We start from the raw sequence: 25,292 nt of genomic DNA, 5'->3' as shown, positions 1-25,292 counted from the left end.
AGGTCGCACTGGCCCCCTCGTACCGGCCCTCGTACCGCGTCCGGGGTGATCTCGCCGATCGGTCGCCGCGTCGCTGACGCGTCCCCGCTCAGTCGAAGCCGGGCTCCTCCGTACGGGTGCGCTTGAGCTCGAAGAACCCGGGTGTGCTCGCGACCGCGACCACACCGTCCCACAGCTTCACGGCGGCCTCACCACGCGGGATGGGGGTCACGACCGGGCCGAAGAAGGCACTGCCCTCGACCTCGATCACCGGGGTGCCGACCTCCTGGCCGACACGGTCGATGCCGTCCTTGTGGGACGCGCGCAGCGCCTCGTCGAAGTCGGTGGTCTCGGCGGCGTCCGCGAGCGCCGGGTCGAGGCCGGCCGCGGTCAGCGACGCCTCGAAGAAGGCGCGGTCGAAGGCCTGCCGCTCATGGTGGCGGCGCGTGCCCATCTCGGTGTAGAGGCGGCCGAGGACCTCGGGGCCGTACTTCTGCTCGGCGGCGATGCACACCCGAACCGGGCCCCAGGCGTCCTTGAGTCCCTGCCTGTACTGCTCTGGGATGTCCTTGTCCTCGTTGAGCACGCTGAGGCTCATCACATGCCAGCGCACCTGGATCGGGCGCTGTTCCTCAACCTCCAGAATCCAGCGGGAAGTGATCCACGCCCAGGGGCACAAAGGGTCGAACCAGAAGTCCACCGGTGTGAGAGCGTTGTCGGCCAACGTTGCCTCCTAGACACGTGACGGGGTATCGCACCCGACAACCCGGGTCCGCCCGGCTTGATTCCCCGGCGGCGGGAAGGGTTCCGGAGGTCGTGGCGGACGGGCCGTACAGGCCTCCGGTTGGTAGACATGGGGGCGGCAGACGATTAACCGACCAAGGAGTTCATGTGGCAGGCAACCTCACGCGCGACGAAGCGCGGGAACGGGCCCGGCTCCTCACCGTCGAGTCGTACATGGTCGAGCTTGATCTGACGACGGGTGAGGAAACGCGCTTCGGTTCCACCACGGTGGTGCGTTTCGGGTGCGCCGAGCCCGGCGCGTCCACGTTCATCGACCTGCACGGTGCCGACGTACGCGCCGTCACGCTGAACGGGAAGGCACTGGACGCGGCGTCCTACGACGCGGAGGCGGGACGGATGCCGCTGCCGGACCTGGCCGCGCAGAACGAACTCCGGATCGAGGCCGACTGCGCCTACTCGCGTTCGGGTGAGGGCCTGCACCGGTTCGTGGACCCGGTCGACGACGGCGTGTACCTCTACACCCAGTTCGAGACGGCCGACGCGCACCGCATGTACGCCTGCTTCGACCAGCCCGACCTCAAGGCGACCTTCGAGCTGACCGTCAGGGCGCCGGAGAACTGGGAGGTCGTCACGAACGAGGCCGCCGAGTCGGCCGAGGGCGGGACGTGGCATTTCCTGCCGACCCCGGAGATCTCCACGTACATCACGGCGCTCATCGCGGGGCCGTACCACGTCGTCCGGGACGAGTACCGCCGCGACGACGGCACCGTCATCCCCCTCGGGGTGTATTGCCGGGCGTCGCTGGCCGAGCACTTGGACGCGCCCGCGATCGTGGACGTGACGCGCCAGGGGTTCGCCTACTTCGAGAAGGTCTTCGGCCGTCCGTACCCCTTCGCCAAGTACGACCAGCTGTTCGTGCCCGAGTTCAACGCGGGCGCGATGGAGAACGCGGGCGCGGTCACGTTCCTGGAGGACTACGTCTTCCGGTCGCGGGTCACCGACGCGGCCTACGAGCGGCGCGCCGAGACGATCCTGCACGAGATGGCCCACATGTGGTTCGGCGACCTCGTCACCATGCGCTGGTGGGACGACCTGTGGCTGAACGAGTCGTTCGCCACGTACATGAGCGTGCTGTGCCAGGCCGAGGCCACGAAGTGGACGGGTTCGTGGACGACGTTCGCGAACCTGGAGAAGGCGTGGGCGTACCGGCAGGACCAGCTTCCGTCCACCCACCCGATCGCCGCCGACATTCCCGACATCCGGGCGGTGGAGGTGAACTTCGACGGGATCACCTACGCCAAGGGCGCGTCCGTCCTGAAGCAGCTCGTCGCCTATGTCGGGCTTGACAACTTCCTGGAGGGGGTGCGGCGCTACTTCGACCGGCACGCCTGGGGCAACACGGTCCTGACGGACCTGCTCGGCGCGCTGGAGGAGACGTCGGGACGTGACCTGGCCTCGTGGTCGCGGGAGTGGCTGGAGACCGCCGGTGTCAACACCATGCGGCCCGAGTACGAGGTGGACGGCGACGGGAACTTCACGTCGTTCGCCGTCCTGCAGGAGGCCAAGGCCGACTACCCGACACTCCGTTCGCACCGGCTCGCCATCGGTCTCTATGACCGGACGCCCGACGGCATCGTCCGGCGGGAGCGGGTCGAGCTGGACGTGGTCGGCGCCCGGACCGAGGTGCCGCAGCTCGTCGGCCGCAAGCGGCCCGACCTGGTGCTGGTCAACGACGACGACCTCACCTACGCCAAGATCCGGCTGGAGGAGCACTCGCTGCGGACGCTGATCGAGCACATCGGCGACGTCCGCGACAGCCTGCCGCGCGCCCTGTGCTGGTCGGCGGCGTGGGACATGACCCGCGACGCCGAGATGGCGACCCGCGACTACGTCCGGCTCGTCGCCAAGGGCGTCCGCGGCGTCACCGACATCTCGGTGACGCAGACGCTGCTGCGGCAGGCGCGCACCGCCGTCCAGCAGTACGCCGACCCGGCCTGGCGCGAGGAGGGGCTGGCGCTGCTCGCCGGCACCCTGGCCGACCTGGCCCGCGAGGCCGAGCCCGGCTCGGACCTCCAGCTCGCCTACACGCAGGCGTTCACCGCGTCCGCCGTGTCCGACGAGCACCTGGCGTTCGTCCAGGGGCTGCTGGACGGCTCACAGACGCTCGTCGGCCTCACCGTCGACACCGACCTGCGCTGGTCGCTGCTGCGCCGCCTCGTCGTCACCGGACGGGCGGGCGAGGCGGAGATCGACGCCGAGCACGAGCGCGACCGCACCGCCGCCGGGGAACGGCATGCCGCCGCCTGCAAGGCCGCGATCCCGTCCGCCGAGGCGAAGGCCGCGGCGTGGGAGCGGATCGTGTCCGGCGACCTGCCGAACGCCGTGTACCGGGCGACGCTCGGCGGCTTCGTGGAACCCGACCACGCCGAACTGCTGGTGCCGTACGTCGACCGCTACTTCGCCGAGGTCGGCCGGATCTGGAAGGAGTGGACCAGCGACATGTCCCAGACGTTCGCCGAGGTCGCCTACCCCTTCCTGGTGATCGAGCAGTCGACGATCGACCGCACCGAGGCGTACCTGGCCGACGAGCGGCCCCCGCCCGCGCTGGCGCGGCTGCTGTCGGAGGGGCGGGACGGCGTCGCCCGCGCGCTGCGCGCCCGCGCGAAGGACGCCGCGTCCGGCTGAGTCCGTATCTCCCTGTCTCCGTCGTCTCTGTGCACGAACCCCGTGACCGTGCGATCGTTGCATGGTCACGGGGAGGAGTCGGAGTGGAGACGGCGAGGGACGTGCTGACGGCGCTGGCACGGCGCTACGCCTTCGCGGACCTGGAGGCGCTGGTCACGCGGGACGGCGGCGCCGGAACGGTCGTCCCCGAGGACCGTTCCGGCGCCGTCGCGGCCCTGTGCGCGTTCGGGCAGCGCGTCCTCGACCTGGACGCCGAGGACTTCGGGATGCCGGAGACGGCCGGCGACGTCCCGCGGGACCTGCTCGACCGGGCCCGCGCCAGCCGTATGCCGCAGGCGCCGAGAGAACGACCGCGCGGCGCGCTCGCGAGCCTGCGCCCCGCCTACTCCCTCCTGCTGGAGGTCATCGCGGTCCGCTGGTACCGGCGCGACATGGCCGCGCTCGTCGCCGCCGTCCACATCGCGGGCGAGTACCTGCCCATGCTGGCCTGGGAACCGGTCCTCGGGCACGCCGGTGACCCGGCCCTGATCGGCGCGTCGGTCTCGGGTGAGGGCAGCCGGTTCGGGGTCCCGGTCGAACCGGGGGAACCGCGGGCCTGCGACCACACGCGTCCGAAGCGTTCCGCCTGCGAGCGGGCCCTCCGCGTCGCCACGGAGCCGCCGCGCGGCTGGCGCGCCTACCTGGACCGCCACCACAGCGAGGTCGCGGCGGCGCTCGGCGACTGCGCGTCGCGCTGCCGAACCCCGTGCACGGTCGTGACCCGACTGGACGATCACGTCCGCGCCGACCTGTCCGAGCGGTGCAGGCTGGCCGCCGACTTCGCCGGCGGCGCCCTCGTCAAACTCCGGCACGCCGCCCCGGTCGGGCACGGCTTCGGGGTGCCGTCCCCGGCGGAGGTGCAGTCGGCGTGGGACCGTGCCCGCAGGTCGCTCGCGCACCAGCCGCTCGGCAAGGCGGCCCTGGCGAGCGCCGACGACGACCCCTACCCGCTCCCGGGTCTGCCCGCCCTGTTCTCGGTGGTCGCGGCGGTGGACCTGCGTCCCGACACCCTCCTGCACGACGTGACGCGGCGCATCATCTCCGCCCTCGGCTGAAGAGCCGCAGGGTGTCGGCCGCCCGCAGGTCCTCCAGCAGGACGGGGACGCCGTCGGCGTCGGCGAGCGGCACCCGCCAGTTCGGGTACTCGTCGACGGTGCCGGGCTGGTTCTGGGTGCGACGCTCGCCCACCGCGTCGGCGAGGGAGATGCCGATGAGGCGGGCCGGGGTGCGGGTCAGGAAGTCGTGCAGGGCCGTCACGATCTGCTCGTCGTAGGCGGTGGACCCGTCCGCCAGCGCCGCCATGATCTCGGCCGGTGGGTCGGTGAGGAGGCCCTCGGCGCGCAGCACGTCCAGCCAGTCGGCCAGGCGCGCCCGATGCTCGTCCTCCTCGTCCGCGCGGGGGCGGGTGAGGAGGCCGAGGCGGTCGCGGAGCGCGATGTGGTCGCCGTGGACGAAACCGGTGATCGGCGGCATGTCGTGGGTGCCGACCGTGGCGAGCGACCGTTCGCGCCACCGTTCCGCGGGCTTGGGCCGTCCGTCCCGGTCGAGTTCGAACCAGAGGAGGGACGTGCCGAGCACGCCGTGGTCGGCCAGCGCGTCCCGCAGATCCGGTTCGACGGTGCCGAGGTCCTCCCCGACCAGGACGCCGTCGAAGCGGGTCGCCTCCCAGGTCAGGCATGCCAGGAGGGCGTCCCGGTCCTGCCGGACGTAGGTGCCCTCGGCCGGGGAGCCGCCCTCCGGGATCCACCAGAGCCGCGACACCTGCATCGCGTGGTCGAGCCGGATGCCGCCGCCGTACCGGAGCGCGGCGGCCGCCGTCTCCCGGAACCGCCGGTGGTCCTCGACGGCGGGATCGCGTGGCCGCCACGGCTGCAGCCCCCAGTCCTGGCCGCGCTGGTTGAACTCGTCGGGCGGCGCGCCGATGCTCATGCCGGGCGCGAGTTCGCCGCCGAACATCCAGGCGTCCGCGCTGCCGTGCGGCACCCCGACCGCCAGGTCGTGGACGATCCCGACCGGCATCCCGGCGTCCTTGGCCGTCCGCTGCGCCGCGGTGAGCTGCTCGTCCAGCCGCCACAGCAGCCACGCGTAGAACCGGGCGCGGGCGCGGTGGTGCGCGTCCTCCGCGACGGTGCGGCCGCCGGGGACGCGCAGCCGGGACGGCCAGCGCCGCCAGTCGGCGGTGCCCTGTTCCTCGGCGATGGCGCACCACGCCGTGAACAGCTCGACCGCCTCGCCCTCACGTTCGCGGAAGTCGTCGAGCCCCGGTTCCCTGCGGTCACCGCACCGCCGGTACATCGCGTCGAACGCCGCGAGTTTGGCCGTCCAGACCGCGTCCCTGTCCAGGTCGCCGGGCCGGGCCCGCAGGTCGGCGGCCATGGCGGCGAACCGCTCCCGCTCCTCGGCGGGCAGGGCCGCGTACTCCGGCATGTCCTCGACCCGCAGGTAGATCGGCGAGGGGAAGCGGCGGCTCATCGGCGCGTACGGGGACGGCCCGACCGGGGGGACCGGCTCGGTGGCGTGCATCGGATTGACCAGGACGAATCCCGCGCCGAGCGCGCGGCCGCTCCAGTCCGCGAGATCCGCCAGGTCGCGCAGATCGCCGAGCCCCCATGACCCGCAGGAGCGCACCGAGTACAACTGTGCCGCGAAACCCCAGGTCCGGGGCGGGAGGGGCAGCGACGCCGGGGCCACCAGCAGCGCCGTGAAGGCCTCCGCGCCGTCCCAGCGGACACGCAGCCGGTGCCAGCCGAGCGGCGGCTCCCCCACCCCGGCCAGCGGCCGGAAGGACGGCGGGGACGGGCAGGCGAGGACCTCCTCGGCACCGACGTCGATGTCCACGTCGATGTCACCCGCCGGTCGCAGGTGGCGCCGGAGGGTGTCGAGGATCTTGTCGAGCACCGGGTCGCCGGGCGTTCGGCGGACGATCACGACCGGCGGCCGGGTGCTCCGAGGCTCCCGGTGCCGTTCCAGCTCCGCGCGGATCGCGGCGGGGGACGACGCGTCCACGGCGAGCGCCCCCAGAACCGCGATCACCGTGTCGCGGGAGACCCGCACCTCGCGTCCGCGCCAGTCGGCGTACCGGGTCGCGACCCCGTGCGACTCCGCGAGCGCGGTCAGGTCCTCGTCGGTGTGCCCCCTGCTCATGACCCTGCCCATGCCCCGTTCGGGGCCGGGCTCACGCCGTCCAGATGTCCGGCTTGCGGTCGATCCATGGGCGGGCGGCTTCGAGCTGCGCGGACAGCGAGATCAGCGTGCCCTCACCGCCGAGCCGTCCCGCGAGCATGACCCCGATCGGCAGTCCCGCCTCGTTCCAGTGCAGCGGGACGTTCACCGCGGGCTGCCCGGAGATGTTGTACATCGCGCAGAACGGCGTGAAGCGCTTCTGCCGCTCGAAGTTCTCGGCGGGCTCCTCATCGTGGAAGTACCCGACGGGGACGGGCGGCTCCGCCAGCGTCGGGTGCAGGATCGCGTCGAACTCGTCCATCACCGGGAACGCCGCCCGCAGCCCCGCCTGCAACGCGGAGTGCGCCCGGAGGAGCTCCGTCGCGGACGCGGACCCGCCGCGCGCCCGGAGCCAGCGGGTCAGCGGTTGGAGCAGGGGCTCGCTCTCCGGGGCGATGGGCGTGAACGTCGACATCACGCCCCAGAGGGTGAGGAAGTGGTCGAGGAGGTCGGGGCCGAACACGCGGGGGATCTCCACGACCTCATGGCCCAGTTCCTCCAGCAGTTCGGACGCCGCGTCGTACGCGGCGACGCAGTCGGGGTGCACGACGGCGTCCGGCACGGCGGGCTCCCGGTTCCGCGCGATCCGCAGCCTGCCGGGCGGACGTTCGGCGTACGAGGCGAACGTTCCATCGACGGGCGGCGCCGCGTACAGGTCGCCGGGCATGTGACCCGACATCACGTCCAGCAGGAGCGCCGCGTCACCGACCGTGCGGGCGATGGGTCCGTTGGTGGACAGGCCGAACAGGTCGGGGAGCAGCGGCCCCTGCGAGATCCGGCCGCGGGTCGGTTTGATCCCGAAGAGCCCGCACACGCTGCTCGGAATCCGGATGGAGCCGCCACCGTCGCTGCCCTGCGCGACCGGGGCCAGCCCCGACGCGACCGCCGCCGCGGCGCCGCCGCTGGAACCGCCCGCCGACCGGGTCAGGTCCCAGGGGGTCCGGGCGGGCGGCGCGACGTCACCCTCGGTGTAGCAGGCCAGGCCGAACTCGGGTGCCGCGGTCTTGCCGAGCAGCACCGACCCCGCCTTCCTCAGCTTGGCGACCACGCTGTCGTCCGCGAACCCGATCAGGTCGGCGTAGACGGCCGTGCCGTAGGTGGTGCGGACGCCGTCCACCATGTTCAGGTCCTTGACGGCGACCGGGACCCCGTGCAGGGGCGGCAGCTCCGCCGGGTCGGTGGCGTCCTGCACGGCCTTCTCCGCCCGCCGCGCCTCCTCCAGCGCACGCTCGGCGGTGACCGTCACGTAGGCGCCGACCTGCTCGTTCAGCCGATCGATCCGGGTCAGGTAGTGCTCGGTGAGTTCGACCGGGGATACTTCCCCGGTGCGCACGGCCGCCGCCATCCGGGTGGCGCCGAGGTCATGGGTTCGTGTCACGTATCCGAACGCTAGACGCCGTGTACACGGCCATCAAAGCGGGCAGGCGGTTCGGAGCCTCAGAAGGGGAGAAGAATACTTACGTACCCACCCAGAACGGCAGTGAATCACCCACGGAAGGCGACAAAACTATTAACCCGGCATGACTAGTCGCCAACCCCCTGGATGATTACTCTGCGCACGGAGGATCATGCCCCCAAGGGGAAAGGAATACGGAGCGTCACCTATGGCGACCATGGAGCGGGGCAACACGCAAAGGACCAGGGGTCATCCCCAGGACGAGTCGAACGCTACGGAGTCGGAGGAAGCGCGTGAGCACCATCACCAGTCCCCGGTGAAGGAGCGACCTGAAGAGGGCACCGTCGCGGCGCTGCTCGACGATCCGAAGACCCGCCGCCTGCTGTAGCGCGCGGGCGCCGGCGTCGTCGCCGGCGTCGTGTTCTGGATCCTGGCCGGCTGGCGTCTCGGACTCGCCGCCGCGGTGCTGGCGGTCGTCGTGGACATCGTCCGCCGGTCCCGTAAGGACTCCAGCGTCACCGCATGGCAGAAGTCCTCGGCCGCGGAACGGCGCACCGAGAAGCAGCTGAGGTCCCTCCAGCGCAACGGCTACCTCGTCCTGCACGCGCGGGCCGTCCCGCGTGACGACGAGGGCGTCAGCGACGGGCGGATCGATCACCTGGTGATCGGGCCGAGCGGTGTCTACGCCATCGACTCCGAGAAGTGGGACAAGCGTCTCCCCGTGCGCACCATGTCCCACCTCAAGCTCTTCCACGGCCCCTTCAACAAGAAGGACCGCCTGGACGAGGCGCGCTGGGAGGCCCAGATGGCGAGCAACATCCTCGCCGAACAGGTCGGTTTCGACGTGCCCGTACAGCCATCTGTGGCGATCTACGGGCCGTCCATCCCGTGGAAGGTCATGCGGGTGCGGGACGTCGACGTCTACGCGGGCAACCGGGCGCGCGCCTACCTGCGGCGCCGTCCGAAGATCCTGACGGACAGCGACGTCCAGCGCATCTTCCAGGCGGCCCAGAAGGTCCTGCCGCCGAAGTATCCCGACTGAACACCTGCACCTGAACACCCGAAGGGCGGCCCCACCTTCCCCTGGGCCGCCCCCAGCTCGCCGACCAGCCCCGGACCGGTGTACGCCCCGCACACCGGTAGGCGGACCGGCCGGCGTCTCACGGGAGCCGGGACGTTCACCAGACCTCACGTCCCGGCTTTCCGTCGTGGTCCCGCGCGGTTGGTAGCATCGAGGGCACCGGCCGGCACACGCGCGACCTCCGCTGGGCCGACGGCAGCGCCGCGATCCGCCGCTGCACCCACACGCGAAGCGTCTCGTCCTCCGCCGCGCCGGACCATGCGCGGGTCGGCGACCGCCGTCACGGCACACCCCATCTGGAGAGGTCACCCACATGCCACCGCTCAGGTCACGCACCGTCACCCATGGCAGGAACATGGCGGGCGCCCGCGCGCTCATGCGGGCCAGCGGCGTCGAACGCGAGGACTTCGGCAAGCCGATCGTCGCGGTGGCCAACAGCTTCACCCAGTTCGTGCCCGGACACGTCCACCTCGACGAGGTCGGCAAGGTCGTCGCCGGAGCCGTGCGGGAGGCGGGCGGGGTGCCCCGCGAGTTCAACACGATCGCCGTGGACGACGGCATCGCCATGGGCCATGACGGCATGCTGTACTCGCTGCCGTCCCGCGAGGTGATCGCCGACGCCATCGAGTACATGGTCAACGCGCACTGCGCCGACGCCCTGGTCTGCGTCTCCAACTGCGACAAGATCACGCCCGGGATGCTGCTGGCGGCGCTGCGGCTCAACATCCCCACCGTGTTCGTGTCCGGCGGCCCCATGGAGGCGGGCAAGCCCGTCGAGGGCGTGCTGAACGGCAACAAGCTCGACCTGATCGACCCGATCATCGCGTCCGCCGACGCGTCGCTCTCCGACGCCAAACTCCTCGAGATGGAGGAGAGCGCCTGCCCCACCTGCGGGTCCTGCTCCGGCATGTTCACGGCCAACTCGATGAACTGCCTCACCGAGGCGCTCGGGCTGGCGCTGCCCGGCAACGGCACCGTCCTCGCCACCCACACCGCCCGCCGCCGCCTGTACGAGGACGCCGGCCGCACCGTCGTGGACGTCGCCCACCGCTACTACGACGAGGACGACGCGTCCGTCCTGCCGCTGAGCATCGCCACCCACGACGCGTTCGCGAACGCGATGACCCTGGACGTGGCGATGGGCGGCTCCACCAACACGATCCTGCACCTGCTCGCCGCCGCCACCGAGGCGGGCGTCGACTTCGGCCTGTCCGACATCGACGCCGTGTCGCGGCGCGTCCCCTGCGTCTGCAAGCTCGCCCCCGCCACCGGCAAGTACCACATCGAGGACTGCCACCGCGCGGGCGGCATCCCCGCCCTCCTCGGCGAACTGCACCGCGCCGGGCTCCTCAACGGCTCCGCCCACTCCATCCACTCCGCGTCCGTCGACGAGTTCGTCGCGAAGTGGGACGTCCGCTCCCCCGACGTCCTGCCGGAGGCCGTGGAGCTGTTCCACGCGGCGCCCGGCGGTGTCCGCAGCACCTCCGCGTTCAGCCAGAGCGCCCGCTGGGAGTCCCTCGACCTCGACCGCGAGAACGGCTGCATCCGCTCCGTCGAGCACGCCTACACCGCCGACGGCGGCCTCGCCGTCCTGCGCGGCAACATCGCCCCCGACGGCGCCATCGTCAAGACCGCCGGGGTGGACGAGGAACTGTGGACGTTCACCGGCCCCGCCGTCGTCTTCGAGTCGCAGGACGACGCCGTCGAGGGCATCCTCGGCGGCAAGGTCAAGGCCGGTGACGTCGTCGTGATCCGCTACGAGGGTCCCAAGGGCGGCCCCGGTATGCAGGAGATGCTGTACCCGACGAGCTTCCTCAAGGGCCGCGGCCTCGGCAAGGCGTGCGCGCTGATCACCGACGGCCGCTTCTCCGGTGGCACGTCCGGGCTGTCCATCGGGCACGCCTCCCCCGAGGCGGCGGGCGGCGGCATCATCGCCCTCGTCGAGGACGGTGACCGCGTCGTCATCGACATCCCGAACCGGGTCCTCGAACTCGACGTCCCGGCCGACGAACTCGACGTCCGGCGCGAGAAGCTCCTCGCCGACCTCGGCGGCTACCGTCCCCGCGACCGGCACCGCCCCGTCAGCGCCGCGCTCCGCGCGTACGCCGCCATGGCCACCTCGGCCTCCACCGGCGCCGCCCGGGACGTCTCCCAACTCGATCGCCTCAACGGCTGAGCATTACCTGGCGGGTAATCGCCTTCGTTCCCCGTCCTGCGCCAGGGTGGAGGCACGACATCCATCGAAGGAGATCGCGATGACCGCCTACGCCCTGGCCCACCTGTACCCGCAGCCGACGGTCCACGACGACGTCTTCGTGTACATGGAGCGCATCCAGGCCACCCTGGACCCGTTCGGCGGCCGGTTCCTCGTCCACGGCAGCGTCCCGGAGGTGATGGAGGGCCCGCTCGACGGCGCCTACGTCCTGATCGAGTTCCCCGACATCGACAAGGCACGCGACTGGTACAGGTCGGACGCCTACCAGGCGATCCTGCCGATGCGCACCGACAACATGGCGGGCACGGCGGTGCTCCTGCACGGCGTCGCCGAAGACTACGACCCCGCCGAGACCGGCGCGCTCATGCGCGCGGCACAGGCCGGATGAACACCCGGCCCTGGGTCAGGAGCAGCAACCGCCCCCGCAGCAGCCGCCTCCGGTCGGAGGCGGCGGGGAACCGCCCCGGGACGTGCCGGTGACGGCGACGGTGGACAGCAGCTTGACCGTGTCGTCGTGCCCCTCGGGGCACGGCGCCGGATCCGACGCGTTGATCATCGAGCGGGAGACCTCGAAGGTCGACCCGCAGGCGCGGCAACGATAGTCATAACGAGGCACGGCATCAGGATACGGTCACGCGGCCGGTTCGGACACGTAGGCGGCCCACTGGGGGTCGCCGTCGTGGATCAGCCCGATGAGCCGCCAGTGGGCTCCCCGGGGGACGCCGGGCGTGACGCTGAGCGTCCAGCCGAGTTCCTCGAGAAGCCGGTCGGCCTTGCGATGGTTGCAGGTCATGCAGGACGCGACGCAGTTCTCCCAGACGTGTTTGCCGCCGCGGCTGCGCGGATGGACATGGTCGATCGTCTCGGCGCGGCGGCCGCAGTAGACACAGCGGAAGTTGTCGCGGCGCATCAGCGCGGCGCGGGTCAGGGGGACGCGGGTGCGGTACGGGATGCGCACGTACCGGCGGAGGCGGATCACGGACGGGACCTCGACCGACATCGTGGCCGAGTGCAGGACCGCGCCCGAGGTGTCATGGTGGACGATCTCGGCCTTCTCCCGAAGCACGAGGCAGACCGCCCGCCGCAGCGGGAGCGTGGTGAGTGGTTCGTACGTCGCGTTCAGGAGGAGGACCTGTCGCATCTCAGACGCCCTCCACCGGTTTCAGTTGTTCGTTCGCCCCGGTGGACGCGCTTGGGCGCGCCTCGCACCGAGGCCCGATTATTGTCTCCGGTACCTGCGCACTCGCCATGAGGACCTCCCCGGGGCGAACCGACCCAGATCAGTGTGGCGTCTGGAGGAGGCCGCCCGCTACCCCCAATAATCCCCCCTCGGACGGCCGATCGAACGCAAACAGCCGTTCGCGGCGGTTCGAAGTGTATGCGACGGCCAGGCCGGAACGGCCAATACAGTGCAACCTATGACGCCGTATCCGCCTGCTCAGCGCCAGGACATCGTCGAGGACCTGCACGGTCACCGGGTCGCGGACCCGTACCGCTGGCTTGAGGACGCCGACACCGACGACACCCGGGAATGGCTCGCCGCACAGGACCGGCTGTTCCACAAGGTCATGGACGCGCTACCGGGCCGGGACGGGCTGCGGCGGCGGCTCGGCGAACTCCTCCGCGCCGGCAGCGTCGGCTCGCCGATATGGCGGGGCGAGCGCCGGTTCTTCACGCGCCGCGCCGCCGACCAGGAGCATCCGGTGCTGTACACGGTGGACCCGGACGGTTCGGAGCGCGTCCTCCTCGACCCGATGGCCCTCGACCCGAACGGCACGACGACGCTGGACGGCTGGCAGCCCGACAAGGAGGGCCGCCTGCTGGCGTACATGATCTCGTCCGGAGGGGACGAGGAGTCGCTCCTGTACGTCCTCGACATCGCGACCGGCGAACGGGTGGAGGGCCCCATCGACCGGGCGCGGTACTCCTCCATCGCCTGGCTGCCGGGCGGTGAGGCGTACTACTACACCCGCCGCCTCGCGGCACGGGACGTCCCGGAAAGCGAGGAGCAGTACCACCGGCGGGTCTACCTGCACCGCGTCGGCACCGAACCCGACACCGACGATGTGCTGATCTTCGGTGCCGGGCGGGACAAGACCAACTACTACGGGGTCGGGATCAGCCGGGACGGGCGTTGGCTCACGATCTCGGCGTCGCAGGGCACCGCGCCGCGCAACGACCTGTGGATCGCCGACCTGGCCGCCTCGTCGCTCGAGACGCCTCGGCTCCGCGCCGTCCAGGAGGGTGTGGACGCCAGTACCGGCCTGCATGTCGGGCGGGACGGCCGCGCCTACGTGTTCACCGACCGCGACGCGCCCCGGTCCCGTCTCTGCGTCACCGACCCCGCCGACCCGTCCTACGAGACCTGGCGGGACATCATCCCTGAGGACCCGGAGGCCGTTCTCACCGACTACGCGCTCCTTGACGACGTCCTTCTGGCCGGCTGGACACGCCACGCGATCAGCGAGATCACCGTCCACGACCTGCAGACCGGGGACCGGCTCGGGACCGTTCCCACCCCCGGCCTTGGCTCCATCGGCGGGATCGTCGAACGGCCCGAGGGCGGCCATGAGGCGTGGTTCGGCTACACCGACAACGTCACCCCGTCCTCGGTCCTGCGCTACGACGCCCGCACCGGGGAGACGACGCCATGGGCGTCCGCTCCGGGAACGGTCGACGTCCCGGAGATCGAGACCCGGCAGGTGACCTACACCTCCCGGGACGGGACCGAGGTGCGGATGCTCGTCGCGTCCCGCCCTGATCTCACCGGCCCACGCCCCACGATCCTGTACGGGTACGGCGGGTTCAACATCTCCCTCACTCCGGGCTACTCGGCGAGCATCCTGGCGTGGGTGGAGGCCGGCGGCGTCTACGCGGTCGCGAACCTGCGCGGCGGGTCGGAGGAGGGCGAGGACTGGCATCGCGCCGGGATGCGCGACCGTAAACAGAACGTGTTCGACGACTTCCACGCCGCCGCGGAACGGCTCATCGCGGACGGCCTGACGACCCCGGCCCAACTCGCGATCTCCGGCGGTTCCAACGGCGGCCTGCTGGTCGGCGCGGCACTGACCCAGCGCCCCGACCTGTACAGCGCGGTCGTGTGCTCGGCGCCGCTGCTCGACATGGTCAGGTACGAGAGGTTCGGGCTGGGCGAGACCTGGAACGACGAGTACGGCACCGCGGACGACCCGGAGGAGTTCGGCTGGCTGATCGGCTACTCCCCGTACCATCACGTCCACGCGGGCACCGCCTACCCGGCCGTCCTGTTCACCACCTTCGGCAGCGACACCCGCGTCGACCCGCTGCACGCCCGCAAGATGTGCGCCGCACTCCAGCACGCCACCGCGTCGGACGCGCCCGTCCTGCTCCGCAACGAGTCGGACGTCGGCCACTCGTCCCGCTCGGTGTCCCGCTCCGCCGACCTGATGGCCGACACCCTCGCCTTCATGGCCGCGCACACGGGCCTGTCGATCTCCGACGACCGACCGCGCGAACTGCTCGCGGACTGAACCGAACCGGGCCAAGCCAAGCCGGGCCAAGCCAAGCCGGGCCAAGCCAAGCCGGGCCAAGTCAAGCCGGGCAGGCCAAAGCCGACTCGGCAACCCGACCCAGCCGCCGAAGCCCGCCGCGCCGCCCCCGCCGCCCCCGCGCCCCGGCGGGCTGCGCCGTACGCGGATCTTCGACCATGCGGGGCCGGACGGCGACCGTCCCGCCGTGCCCCCGCCCGTCCCACCGGACGAGGTGGAACGCATAACGGAATACCTGCGGAGAATGTCCGATCGTCATGGCGGCCCGGTCGAACGCCCCCGACCGGCTCGACCACCGGGCCGACCCGGGCCAAGCCGGGTCAAGCCGAGCCGGACCGAGCCGGGCGGACCGGGCGGGCCAAGCCGGGCGGGCCCGGCGGGCCGAGCCGGGCGGGCGGGTGGAGTCGGGCCGGGCTGTACCGGGGAATGCGTAACCCCGAGCCGCGGGGGTCTCGCCGGGCCGCGCCACCGGCGGGACGCTCCCGCGGCTCGGGTGTCTTTTCAGCGGAGTGGTTTCTCGATGTAGATGTTGACGATGCCGCCGATGGTCTCGCGGCGGGTCTCCGTCCACCCGAACTTGCCGTAGAGGGCGAGGGCGGGGGCCTGGAGTTCGGTGGTGTCGGCGCGCAGGATGCGGTAGCCGTACTCCACGGCGCGTTCTTCGAGGGCCTGGACGACGGCGGTGCCGAAGCCGCGGCGTTGCGCGGCGGGCAGCACGCGGAGCCGGACCATCTCCGCGGCGTCCAGGGTGGGGTTTCCGGGGGCGTAGCCGCCGAACGCGCGGGCCCGGCCGCCGGGGACGAGGTCGGCGCGACGCAGACCGCCCATCGCGACGATCCGGCCGTCGAGTTCGCCGACGATGAACTCGCCGTCGTTGCGGAGGTAGATGTCCTCCATGCGGAAGAAGTCGTGGTCGTAGTAGACGCCGTCACCAGGTCGCAGCCCGACCTGCGCGAGGCCTTCGCGGTGCAGGGCGAGGACGGTGTCGTGGTCGGCGGCGTGGTAGCGGCGCAGCCGGAGGGGGCCGAAGCGCCACACGGGGGGCTCGTCCTGGAGCCGGACGAGGGCACGGGCGGGATGGTCCTGCCAGGGGGCGCCCATACCGGGTCAGACCTGCTCGGAGGGAGGGACGGACGGACGATCCTGTGTGGGGCTCGTCACCCATGGCCCGGCGAGGGCCTCGTTGAACTCCTTGAGCCCGGCTATCTCGCCGTGTTTGGCGGCGACGGCCACGCCGATCTGGCGGGCGCGGTGCACGAGGATGTCGGACCGGTGGTCGGGCGGAAGTTCGTGGATGGCCTCCTGCCCGGCGGCCAGCGCGGCGTCCGGGTGCCCGGCGTGGAGCTTGCACATCGCCCGGTCGAGGCGCACCAGGGTCAGGTCGACGCGGTCGGTGGACGAGTACAGGGTCAGGGCGTGGCTGAGCACCTCGTCGCCGTGCTTGTGGTCGCCGAGGCTGGTGAAGGTGTCGCCCTCGTAGAAGGCCATCTGCCGGTCGGTGAACCCGTACACCAGGTCGCCGGTGTCGGTCTTGGAGAGCTGATCGAACACCGCCCGGCCGCGGACGAGGGCGCGCCGGGCGCTCGGGGCGGCGTCGCTGCGTCCGCGCAGCGCGAGCATGCCGAGCGCGCGGGCCTCCACGGCGGGCGCCATGGCCGCGGCGACGCTGGGCGTCCGGCCGGCGAGATCCTGGGCCTTGCGGGCCAGGTGCAGCGCCTCGCGGGGATCGCCGTAGTACATCGGGACGAGTGATTCCCGGACGGTCACCCAGGCCCGCAACTGGCGGTCGCCGGTCTCGTCGGCGGCGGTGCGCGCGGTGCGGAAGAACGAGCGGGCCAACCGGTGGTCGCCAAGGTTGATCATGATGAGACCGGACAACCCGGACAGCTGCGCCGCGATCCGGCACAGCCGTTCCTGGAGTTCGATCGGCTGGCGCTTGTCGCACATGCGCCGCACCTCGCTGAAGTCCAACAGGACGTCGCACAGCATCCGAAGCGAGGGGGTCGCCTGGTACTGCCGGCCGTAGCCGTAGGTGGTCTCCTCCCACTGGTCGAGCATGGTCGGCGAGACGGTCGCGCCGACGAGGGTGTCGTCCATCTTGCGGCGAAGGTTGTCGACCGCACCGAGGAACTGACCGTCGAGCGTCACGCCCGCTCCGGCCAGAAGCTGCAGAAGGGTCCTACGAAGCACGATGTCCTCCTCTCCCACATCGATGTTCAGAGGGCCGTCGGCGCGGTCCGGGCCCCGTGGGTCGTTGACGATTGCCCGGGCCCGTCTGTCGGACCTGGGGACGATCGCCCCGACGATCGCGTCGGGACCGGTCACGGTGCCGCGTTCCGGCGGCCGTGGTTTCGGAACGCCCGCGGCGGCGGGGCGACCGGCGTGGCCGCGCCCGCAGATGCAGGGGCTCTGGTAGTCGAGGGCGTCCGGCTCCACCCGGTACACGGCGCACAGATAGTGCAGATATTCGGGGCCGGGTCTCTTGTAGCCGCTCTCGTAGGCGGACAGCAGCGTCTCCCCGAGCCGGGGCGGCGGTTTGCCGTCCACCTCGTAGAGCGCCCTGACCTGAGCGACGATGTCGGACAGTGCGACGCCGTGGGCCAACCGGTGCGCCTTGATCCGACTGGTGCCGAACAGCGGGCCGCACTGTTCGTGGATCTCCTGCGCGATCTCGACGGGCGCGCGGCCCCGAGCCAGACCGGCCGCGCGGATCCGGCGAGCCACGTCCGTCTCTTTCCGGGGGGGATCCGACATCGGACTCCGGCCTCCTCACCGTCGGGCCGGGACACCGTCCCCCGGGGAAGGACGGAAGCCCCCTGCCACGGCGACCGCTGGTTGGGCATGGCCACGACAGATAATCTCTTGCGCACGCAGCGTAACCCTCGTCACATGGCCCGCCAAGCGATTCGGCGGAAGAAGCGGCGGTCAGGATGCCACCCACCTACCGCGGGTAGAGATTCTTCCTCCGCAGGGGTGAAGACTTCCTCTGAGGTGGGGTAATCCGGTTCTTCGGTGGGCGGGTGGTCACTTGACCCGGCACCGTGAGAGTTGCGAGTCTCGCCGCGAGTGACCGAACGGACGCACAGAGTTGGTCAGTTGACCAGTACTCGCCGACGGAGGGGGTGCGAAGGTGGTCAGCGACAGACGCGTCGGCTACCTGGAGGCACTGGAGCATGAACTGGACACGCGGGGCCTGGTGGCCCGTGTCGTCAGGACCCGCTCGGGTCCGGCGTTCCTGCGCGTCGTGAACCCCGAGGCCGGGAGCCTTGCCGAGGACGTCACGTGCGCCCCGGCTCCCGAGAGCGCGGACCACTACTTCTGGTGGTCCTGGGGGGAACGCATGCACCGCGTGGACGATGTCGGCGGCGCCGCCCTGAAACTGGCGCACGTCCTCCAGCCGCTCCGCCGCTGAGGCACCCCCGGGCGAGTACCCCGTGAACCGGGCGTGTCCCGCCGTGGTCCGGAACCGGCGCGGCGGTTCCGGCCAGGCGGGGCACGCTCACGGGACCAGCCCTCCCCGGCCGGCCGCGTCACCTCGCGGGCGGTCGTACGAACCGGTCGGACACGTCCCCTACGATCGGCTCGACCCCGCCGCAGGTCCACGGCGAGGTGCCGGGGCGCCACAATGAACGGTTTCATTCCCGTCCGACGCGCACGTGCCATGCCGCTGCGGGCGGGCGGGGTGAAAGGGTTCAATGGCCGGGGAGGGTTTCTCGCATGTCGCTCGCCGTCACTTCGTTCGGCCTGCCCGCGCAGGAGGGCACCCCCGAGGCCGTCTGCGGGGATCACGTCAGCACGTCGTGCCGGCTCGTCTGGAACATCTCGCACAACAGCGGGTTCACCAGGTTCTACTCGACCTGGCTCGACCGGCCGATCAGCACGCTCATCCTGGTCGTCATCACGTTCGTGATCGCCCTGATCCTGCGGCGGATCGTCCACCGCATGATCACCAATGTGACGGTGCGGATGGCCGAGGGCACGATGACCGAACGGGCCCGGGAGCGGTCCCGGACGGTCTTCGAGGGCACCCCCGCCGTGTTGAACAAGCGCCGGGCCCAGCGCGCCCAGACGCTCGGCTCGGTGCTGCGTTCCATCGCGTCCGTCCTGATCCTCGGGACGGCGGCGTTCAGCATCCTCGGCTCCCTCGGGCTGAACCTCGCGCCGATCCTGGCCAGCGCGAGCGTCATCGGTGTCGCGGTCGGCTTCGGCGCGCAGAACATCGTCAAGGACCTCCTCGCCGGGTTGTTCATGCTGCTGGAGGACCAGTACGGCGTCGGCGACTTCATCGACGTGGGCTCCGCCAAGGGGACGGTCGAGGCCGTGACGCTGCGGGTCACCCGGATGCGGGACGTCGACGGCGTCGTCTGGTACGTCCCGAACGGCGAGATCAAGAAGGTCGGCAACGAGTCGCAGAACTGGGGCCGGGCCGTCCTCGACATCCCCGTCGACATCAACGAGAACACCGAGAAGGTCAAGGAGATCCTGCAGTCCACCGCGGACGTGCTGGCCGCCGACGAAAGCTGGAAGGACCTCGTCCTGGAGCCGCCGTCGGTATGGGGCGTGCAGGCGCTCGCCGGGGACGCCCTCGTCATCCGCGTCGTGCTGAAGACCGCCCCGGGCAAGCAGGGCGACATCGCCCGCGAGCTGCGCGAGCGCGTCAAGCGGGCGTTCGACGAGGCGGGTGTGACGGTCGCCACCCCCGCCCCGTAGCCGATCGGGCGGGGCGCGCGGACATCGGGCTCTCGCATAGGGTGGGGACGCTATGGCTGAAAAGGTGACCTTCTACGAAGCGGTCGGCGGCGAGAAGACCTTCCACCGGCTGGTGCACCGCTTCTACCAGGGCGTCGCGGACGACCCCGACCTTCGCGCCCTCTACCCCGAGGAGGACCTCGGTCCCGCCGAGGAGAGGCTGCGGCTGTTCCTGATCCAGTACTGGGGCGGCCCGACCACCTACAGTCAGCGCCGCGGGCATCCCCGTCTGCGGATGCGTCACGTCCCCTTCGTCATCGGCTCGGCGGAGCGCGACGCGTGGCTGCGGCACATGCGCGTCGCGGTGGACGAGCTGGGGCTTCCCGAGCATCTGGAGAAGCAGCTCTGGGACTACTTCACGATGGCCGCCCAGAGTCTGGTGAACGCCCCGACATAACCGGGTAGTTCGCCCTGTATGACGCGAATCCCTTGGTGGCGCAATGCCGTCGTGTACGAGATCTACGTGCGCAGCTTCGCCGACGCCGACGGGAACGGTGAGGGCGACCTCCAGGGGATCCGGTCCCGTCTCGGTCACCTGCGCGACCTGGGCGTGGACGCGCTCTGGCTGACGCCCTTCTACACCTCTCCCCTGGCGGACGGCGGGTACGACGTGGCCGACTACCGCGACGTCGACCCGCGGTTCGGCACCCTCCACGACTTCGACGCCCTGCTGGCGGACGCGCACGCCCACGGCCTCCGGATGATCGTCGACATCGTTCCGAACCATTCGTCCGACCGGCACCCCTGGTTCCAGAAGGCACTGTCGGCACCGCCCGGATCACCCGAACGTGCCCGCTACATCTTCCGCTCGGACAAGTCAGAAGGCCATGACGGCCAGGAGGTACCACCGAACGACTGGCCGTCCGCGTTCGGAGGCCCGGCCTGGACACGTACGGACGACGGCGAGTGGTACCTCCACCTGTACGCCCCCGAGCAGCCGGACTTCAACTGGCGCAACCCGGAGGTCCAGCGCGAGTTCGAGGAGATCCTGCGGTTCTGGCTCGACCGGGGAGTGGACGGTTTCCGCATCGACGTGGCGGCCGGTCTGTTCAAGGACGAGTCGTTCCGCGACCTCGGCGGAGGGGGCCGCCACATCCTGAACGGCCCCATGTACGGGCAGCCGGAGGTCCACGACGTGTACCGGAGGTGGCGGCAGATCCTGGACGAGTACGACGGCGACCGCATGGCCATAGGCGAGGTGTGGACGGACGGGCCAGATGACCTCGCGCTCTACCTGCGTCCAGACGAACTGCACCAGGTGTTCCAGTTCGACCTCCAACTCGCTCCCTGGTCGGCCGACGCGTTCCGCGACGTCATCACGGCCGCGGTCGATACCGTCACCGCACCGACCTGGGTTCTGTCCAGCCACGACGCCGTCCGACACGTCACCCGATATGAGGAAAGCGTGCCGGGCGTCGGCCACGCGAGAGCCAAGGCGGCTCTCCTGATGCTTCTGGCACTGCCCGGGTCGGCCTACCTGTACCAGGGAGAGGAACTCGGGCTCCCCGAAGTGACCGACCTTCCTGCGGAGGCACGGCAGGACCCGATCTGGAAGCGCACGAACGGGGAACTGACCGGCCGGGACGGCTGCCGGGTACCGCTCCCCTGGTCAGGCACCACCGCGCCCTACGGCTTCTCCCCCGACGGCGTCCTCCCCTGGTTGCCGATGCCGGACCGGTGGGCGTCCATGACCGTCGAGGCGCAGTCGTCCGACCCGTCCTCCATGCTGGTGTTCTACCGCAAGGCTCTGTCGCTGCGCCGCCGTCTACTGGACGACCTCCCGGACGACCTGGAATGGCTCGACTCCCCTGACACGGCGGTCGTCTTCAAACGCGGTCCGCTCACCAGCGTCCTCAACTGCGGTGAGAACCCGCTCCGCCTACCGTCCGGCGGCACCCCGATCCTGACCAGCGCCCCGCTCCACGGGGAGGTCCTTCCCGCCAACGCCGCCGCCTGGCTCACCACCCCATGACAACGGCCGCTTTCCGTTCGTCGTTGCCGTTCGGCCAGACCGAACGCGACGATCGCGTGGACCAACGGCCTGTCGTCAGGGCACCCCGCGTGCCAGCTGCACCTTAGGAGGCGGTCGGGCGGCGGCGAGCGGTCGGCGCCCATGACAACGGTGTGCCGGCCGTGCAAGGGGTCAGTGCACGGCCGGCACACCGCGGGTCCTGCTACAGCGGCGGACGCTGGAGCTGGAGCGGGTCGTCGGCGGCCGGAGCGGTCTTGAGCGTCGGCGCGGCGGGGTCGACACCGGCCCAGCGCTTGACGGACTCGATCGACTTGGCCTTCTCCGCGGGGGGCAGCTTGTCGATGAGGCGAGCGCTGTGGTTCATGCCCGGGGCGACGTAGACGGCCGAGTCACGGCTGCCCTTGCTCAGCCGGAACGGCTTGGAGCCCCACGGGTCGTTCTCGCCGTACACGAACAGCATCTGACGCGCGTTCTTGCGCACCCACCGGTCGATGTCGCGCATGGCGTGGCCGCGGTCGAAGCGCATCGGAATGTCACGCGGAACATAGGTGCGCGGCTGGTAGCTGCTCTCGTACCGGAGCAGCGGACGCAGGTGCTTGAACTTCGGTGACGGCCAGCCGAGCTGGGTGCCCGCCTGGTAGAAGTACGGAATGTACGGGGCGAGCCCCTGGTCACTGTAGAAGGACAGACCGGCGATGGTGTCGAGCGACTTGTACAGCTCGTCGTCCGAGGCGTCCAACGCCGGAAGGGTCGCACAGTCGGACTGCAGGCTGTACTGCCAGAACGCCCACTCGTAGTCCATCACCGAGTTCTCGAACGCGCGGTCCTCCGTGCGCAGGATGTCGAACGTCCAGCCGCCCTTCTCCGCGGCGGCCTTGAGCCGTTCGAGCATCGCGGGCCGACGTTCGAGGAACTTGCGCGCGAGCCCCTGAAGGTGGGCGCGGCACTTGGGATCGTCCCCCACCGTCTTGAAGAACTTGTCGTACGCACGATCGTCGTCGTTGTCGAAGTCGTTCGGCGCCACGTACACGACGCTGCCGTCGACGTCATGCGGGTAGAAGCGCTTGTGGTAGACGGCGGTCATGCCGCCCTTGCTCGCCCCCGTCGAAATCCACTTGGTGCCGTAGATCTTCTTTAGTTCCCGGATGAGCCGGTGCTCGTCGGTGGCGGCCTGCCAGATCGTGTCCTTCGTCCAGTCGGCCGGTTCCGGACGGGACGGCGTGAAGTAGCGGTACTCGAGCGAGATCTGGTTACCGTCGACGAGCGCGGTCGGCTCGGACGTGAACATCACTTCCGGCGTGTTGTAGCCACTGGTGTAGAGCACCATGGGCCGGTCCGTGGACTTGTGCTGCAGCATGATTCGCTGCTCGAACCACTGCCCCTTCGGCTTCTTGTGGTCGACGGGCTGCCTGTACTCGAGCCAGAACCAGCGGTAGCCGGGCAGTGTCGAGGTCTTCTCCGTCACCTCCATACCGGGAATCGCCTTGAGCCGCTCAAGGATGTCACCGTTCACGGTGCCCGCCTGCGCCGCCAGCGCCCCGGTCCCGGTCATCCCCGCGGCGAGCAGCAGTGCCATCGCTCCTCGTGAGACGCGCCGCATTTATGCCCCTTTCACGTGGGTTCTCCACATTCGCGTCGCGACACTAGAGCGAGACGTGGGCGAAAAACGGATCGCTGTTGCGCTTGTTACCCATCCGTGACTGCCCGGTTGTCACCGCGGGGTCAGACGGCACCACCGGTGAGAAAATGGGCGACCAGCCACCCGAGCCCCACGACGAGGGCCAGCCGACGCACCTGCCACCCGACGGGCTTGCCCCGAATGGCGAACACGTTCCAGACGAGTTCGGACAGCGTGTCACCGGCCTGCCGGTTGAACACGGCAGGCAGCTCAATGGCGAAGAACATCAAGATCCAGAAGATCCACGCAGCAAGATAGGGGGACATACAGGTTTCCCTGAAGAGAGCGACTCATTCTTTCCGGTAATACCCAGAAAGAATGATCCCTACTACTCCCACCTCAAGCCACCCACCGACGAACACCGTGGACACACGCAGGCGACCCACTACGTCGGAATGACCGTCTCCACACCTTGAGGATCTGATGGTTGCGGAACGCGTCGACGAAGTAGGCGTGGCGCTGGCGTCAGGAGGGCGGGACGAGGGCGATGCCGTCGTCCCAGGGGGCCAGACGTTCGAAGAGCCGCTCATCGTGCCAGCGCCCATCAACGTGGATATGCCGCCGAGCCGTTCCCACGGCCGTGAAGCCGTTCCGCTCGAGAACACGCTGGGACGCATGGTTGTCGATCCTCGTGAACGCTTCCACCCGATGGAGCCCCAGGTCGTGGAAGGCCACGTCCAACACCTGCCGCACCGCCTCGGTCGCGACACCGCGCCCGGTATGCGCCCGCGCCACCCAGTAGCCGACGAAACAGCTTTGCAGTGGCCCACGTAGAACGTTGTTCAACGTGATCCGTCCGGCGACGTCACCGTCCACCAGAATGACGCCCGGCCACATCTCCCCCAGCGCGTACGCCCCGACCAGAGCATGCAGGTTGTCGCGCTGGCCGTCCACGGTGAAGTACGCCTCGTCGCGCTCCGGCTCCCAAGGACGCAGATGCTCCCGGTTCGCCTCGCACAGCGCGGCGAGCGCCTCCGCGTCCGCCATCTGGACGACTCGGAGCCGCACCCCCGGCTGGAGGCGATCGTTCAGGGGGGAGGGCGGACCGGCGAGCGCCGTCATGCCGTCGGGGCCGTGTAACGCCGGATGAACTCCCGTTCCTCCGGCGTGAACCGGCGCGCCCGGTTCCTCTCCGGGTCGAACGCGACCAGCGTCGAAACGGCCTCGGCGTAGACGTTCTCGTCGTCCCGCACCTCGTAGGCCAGCGTGAACGAGGCGGCACGGGCCTGCGTCACCCAAGACTCCACCCGGATCGGGTAGACGGTCGGAAGCAACGGCCGCCGGTAGTCGATCTCATGCCGGGAGATCACCATCCCCCGGACGGGCTGCTCCCCCTTGCGGACCGGGTCGCCGTGGAACATCTCCAGCCGCGCGTCCTCCAGGTAGCCGAGGAACTTGACGTTGTTCACGTGACCCTGGGAGTCGATGTCACCGAACCGAACATGGAACTCGTAGACGTGCCGGTAGTCGGTCGCGGGCAGATCTGTCTGCTGCATGTCCTCGCCTGGGGGGTACGGGAATCCGTCCGTCCGATGCTACCGGCCGCCGATACACCGCCTCAGCGCACTCCCCTCGACCCCGCCGGAACGGAAGCCACACCGCTCCAAAACGATACGGCGGACCGCCAATCCCCCCGCCCAGCCCAGCACACCGGAACGCGGACCGAAACGCCACGCCGGAACAGACGAACCAGCGGCCCACCCACCCGAACAGCACCCCAAACGATCAGTCACAACCGAACCCGCAGCGCATGACACGGTGCGATCAGGCAGCGATCCACCCAACCGGACCACAACAGCCGAACGGCACCCTGCTGACCTGAAACAGTGCAACAGCCCACCCGCCGAGCAGGCGGAGGGCGAACCGCCGAACCGGAAAGAGCGGCGGTCCGCCGGACGCTCAGTCGCGAGCAAACCCCTAGACCACAACGCAACGCGATCGGGCCACGCGACCGAACGGCGATCCACCCAACCGGAAGGGTAAGGCGACCACCAGACAACCAACC

The 25,292-nt window shown here is 70.4% G+C and carries 21 protein-coding genes and 1 pseudogene; 11 read left to right on the top strand and 11 right to left on the bottom strand.

Annotated features, from left to right (window positions below; all coding sequences use genetic code 11):
* Positions 1-88 precede the first annotated feature (88 nt).
* Positions 89-703 carry a mycothiol-dependent nitroreductase Rv2466c family protein gene (locus BZB76_RS12660; RefSeq protein WP_121434439.1) on the bottom strand — a complete coding sequence of 205 codons (615 nt, stop codon included), beginning with the start codon at positions 701-703 and terminating at the stop codon, positions 89-91.
* Between the two features lie 167 nt (positions 704-870).
* Between BZB76_RS12660 and pepN the strand changes: the two genes are divergently transcribed.
* Positions 871-3,408, top strand: coding sequence for an aminopeptidase N (gene pepN / locus BZB76_RS12655; RefSeq protein WP_121434438.1), 2,538 nt, complete (start codon positions 871-873; stop codon positions 3,406-3,408).
* 83 nt (positions 3,409-3,491) lie between these two features.
* The gene (locus BZB76_RS12650; protein WP_121434437.1) at positions 3,492-4,502 is read left to right on the top strand and encodes a hypothetical protein; all 1,011 of its coding nucleotides are present in this window, start codon (positions 3,492-3,494) and stop codon (positions 4,500-4,502) included.
* On the opposite strand, the gene malQ is transcribed toward BZB76_RS12650, so the two are convergent.
* Together malQ and BZB76_RS12640 are read right to left on the bottom strand one after the other, a co-directional pair.
* Positions 4,483-6,591, bottom strand: coding sequence for a 4-alpha-glucanotransferase (gene malQ, locus BZB76_RS12645; RefSeq protein WP_121434673.1), 2,109 nt, complete (start codon positions 6,589-6,591; stop codon positions 4,483-4,485). The two genes, BZB76_RS12650 and malQ, sit on opposite strands and share 20 nt — an antisense overlap.
* Positions 6,592-6,622: 31 nt before the next feature.
* Complete coding sequence (locus tag BZB76_RS12640; protein WP_121434436.1) at positions 6,623-8,047, bottom strand: amidase; 1,425 nt, start codon at positions 8,045-8,047, stop codon at positions 6,623-6,625.
* Between the two features lie 226 nt (positions 8,048-8,273).
* On the opposite strand from BZB76_RS12640, the gene BZB76_RS35840 reads away from it, so the two are divergent.
* From BZB76_RS35840 to BZB76_RS12625, 4 genes are all read left to right on the top strand, one after another.
* Positions 8,274-8,453 carry a hypothetical protein gene (locus tag BZB76_RS35840; RefSeq protein ID WP_246006905.1) on the top strand — a complete coding sequence of 60 codons (180 nt, stop codon included), beginning with the start codon at positions 8,274-8,276 and terminating at the stop codon, positions 8,451-8,453.
* Between the two features lie 30 nt (positions 8,454-8,483).
* Positions 8,484-9,107, top strand: coding sequence for a nuclease-related domain-containing protein (locus BZB76_RS12635; RefSeq protein WP_246006904.1), 624 nt, complete (start codon positions 8,484-8,486; stop codon positions 9,105-9,107).
* A 352-nt stretch (positions 9,108-9,459) separates the two neighbouring features.
* Complete coding sequence (gene ilvD, locus BZB76_RS12630) at positions 9,460-11,322, top strand: dihydroxy-acid dehydratase (protein ID WP_121434435.1); 1,863 nt, start codon at positions 9,460-9,462, stop codon at positions 11,320-11,322.
* 79 nt (positions 11,323-11,401) lie between these two features.
* Positions 11,402-11,749: a DUF1330 domain-containing protein gene (locus BZB76_RS12625; RefSeq protein WP_121434434.1), complete on the top strand. Its 348-nt coding sequence runs from the start codon at positions 11,402-11,404 to the stop codon at positions 11,747-11,749.
* 15 nt (positions 11,750-11,764) lie between these two features.
* On the opposite strand, the gene BZB76_RS12620 is transcribed toward BZB76_RS12625, so the two are convergent.
* Positions 11,765-11,977 carry an FmdB family zinc ribbon protein gene (locus BZB76_RS12620; protein WP_121434433.1) on the bottom strand — a complete coding sequence of 71 codons (213 nt, stop codon included), beginning with the start codon at positions 11,975-11,977 and terminating at the stop codon, positions 11,765-11,767.
* A gap of 15 nt (positions 11,978-11,992) precedes the next feature.
* Complete coding sequence (locus BZB76_RS12615; RefSeq protein ID WP_121434432.1) at positions 11,993-12,502, bottom strand: HNH endonuclease; 510 nt, start codon at positions 12,500-12,502, stop codon at positions 11,993-11,995.
* Positions 12,503-12,779: 277 nt separating this feature from the next.
* Between BZB76_RS12615 and BZB76_RS12610 the strand changes: the two genes are divergently transcribed.
* On the top strand, positions 12,780-14,870 hold the full coding sequence (locus tag BZB76_RS12610; RefSeq protein WP_121434431.1) for a prolyl oligopeptidase family serine peptidase: 2,091 nt from the start codon (positions 12,780-12,782) through the stop codon (positions 14,868-14,870).
* A gap of 519 nt (positions 14,871-15,389) precedes the next feature.
* Here the strand turns inward: BZB76_RS12610 and BZB76_RS12605 are convergent.
* The gene (locus BZB76_RS12605; protein WP_121434430.1) at positions 15,390-15,989 is read right to left on the bottom strand and encodes a GNAT family N-acetyltransferase; all 600 of its coding nucleotides are present in this window, start codon (positions 15,987-15,989) and stop codon (positions 15,390-15,392) included.
* Between the two features lie 6 nt (positions 15,990-15,995).
* On the bottom strand, positions 15,996-17,642 hold the full coding sequence (locus tag BZB76_RS12600) for an NsdA family TPR-like regulatory protein (protein WP_420534772.1): 1,647 nt from the start codon (positions 17,640-17,642) through the stop codon (positions 15,996-15,998).
* A 376-nt stretch (positions 17,643-18,018) separates the two neighbouring features.
* Between BZB76_RS12600 and BZB76_RS12595 the strand changes: the two genes are divergently transcribed.
* From BZB76_RS12595 to BZB76_RS12580, 4 genes and pseudogenes are all read left to right on the top strand, one after another.
* Positions 18,019-18,300: a hypothetical protein gene (locus BZB76_RS12595; protein ID WP_121434429.1), complete on the top strand. Its 282-nt coding sequence runs from the start codon at positions 18,019-18,021 to the stop codon at positions 18,298-18,300.
* Between the two features lie 305 nt (positions 18,301-18,605).
* Entirely contained in the window at positions 18,606-19,598 is a 993-nt protein-coding gene (locus tag BZB76_RS12590) for a mechanosensitive ion channel family protein (RefSeq protein ID WP_121434428.1), read from the top strand.
* Between the two features lie 64 nt (positions 19,599-19,662).
* Positions 19,663-20,028 (top strand): annotated as a pseudogene (locus BZB76_RS12585) (globin); the annotation flags it as partial.
* Between the two features lie 24 nt (positions 20,029-20,052).
* Complete coding sequence (locus BZB76_RS12580) at positions 20,053-21,609, top strand: glycoside hydrolase family 13 protein (RefSeq protein ID WP_121434426.1); 1,557 nt, start codon at positions 20,053-20,055, stop codon at positions 21,607-21,609.
* A gap of 202 nt (positions 21,610-21,811) precedes the next feature.
* On the opposite strand, the gene BZB76_RS12575 is transcribed toward BZB76_RS12580, so the two are convergent.
* From BZB76_RS12575 to BZB76_RS12560, 4 genes are all read right to left on the bottom strand, one after another.
* Entirely contained in the window at positions 21,812-23,185 is a 1,374-nt protein-coding gene (locus tag BZB76_RS12575; RefSeq protein WP_246006902.1) for a S28 family serine protease, read from the bottom strand.
* Positions 23,186-23,331: 146 nt separating this feature from the next.
* Positions 23,332-23,553: a hypothetical protein gene (locus tag BZB76_RS12570; RefSeq protein ID WP_121434424.1), complete on the bottom strand. Its 222-nt coding sequence runs from the start codon at positions 23,551-23,553 to the stop codon at positions 23,332-23,334.
* 199 nt (positions 23,554-23,752) lie between these two features.
* Positions 23,753-24,349 carry a GNAT family N-acetyltransferase gene (locus BZB76_RS12565; protein ID WP_121434423.1) on the bottom strand — a complete coding sequence of 199 codons (597 nt, stop codon included), beginning with the start codon at positions 24,347-24,349 and terminating at the stop codon, positions 23,753-23,755.
* Entirely contained in the window at positions 24,346-24,783 is a 438-nt protein-coding gene (locus tag BZB76_RS12560) for an acyl-CoA thioesterase (RefSeq protein WP_121434422.1), read from the bottom strand. The genes BZB76_RS12565 and BZB76_RS12560 overlap by 4 nt, the downstream gene beginning before the upstream one ends.
* Positions 24,784-25,292: the final 509 nt, after the last annotated feature.

Source organism: Actinomadura pelletieri DSM 43383 (assembly GCF_003634705.1).
GTDB lineage: Bacteria > Actinomycetota > Actinomycetes > Streptosporangiales > Streptosporangiaceae > Spirillospora > Spirillospora pelletieri.
This window is presented reverse-complemented; position numbering and strand designations above follow the sequence as displayed.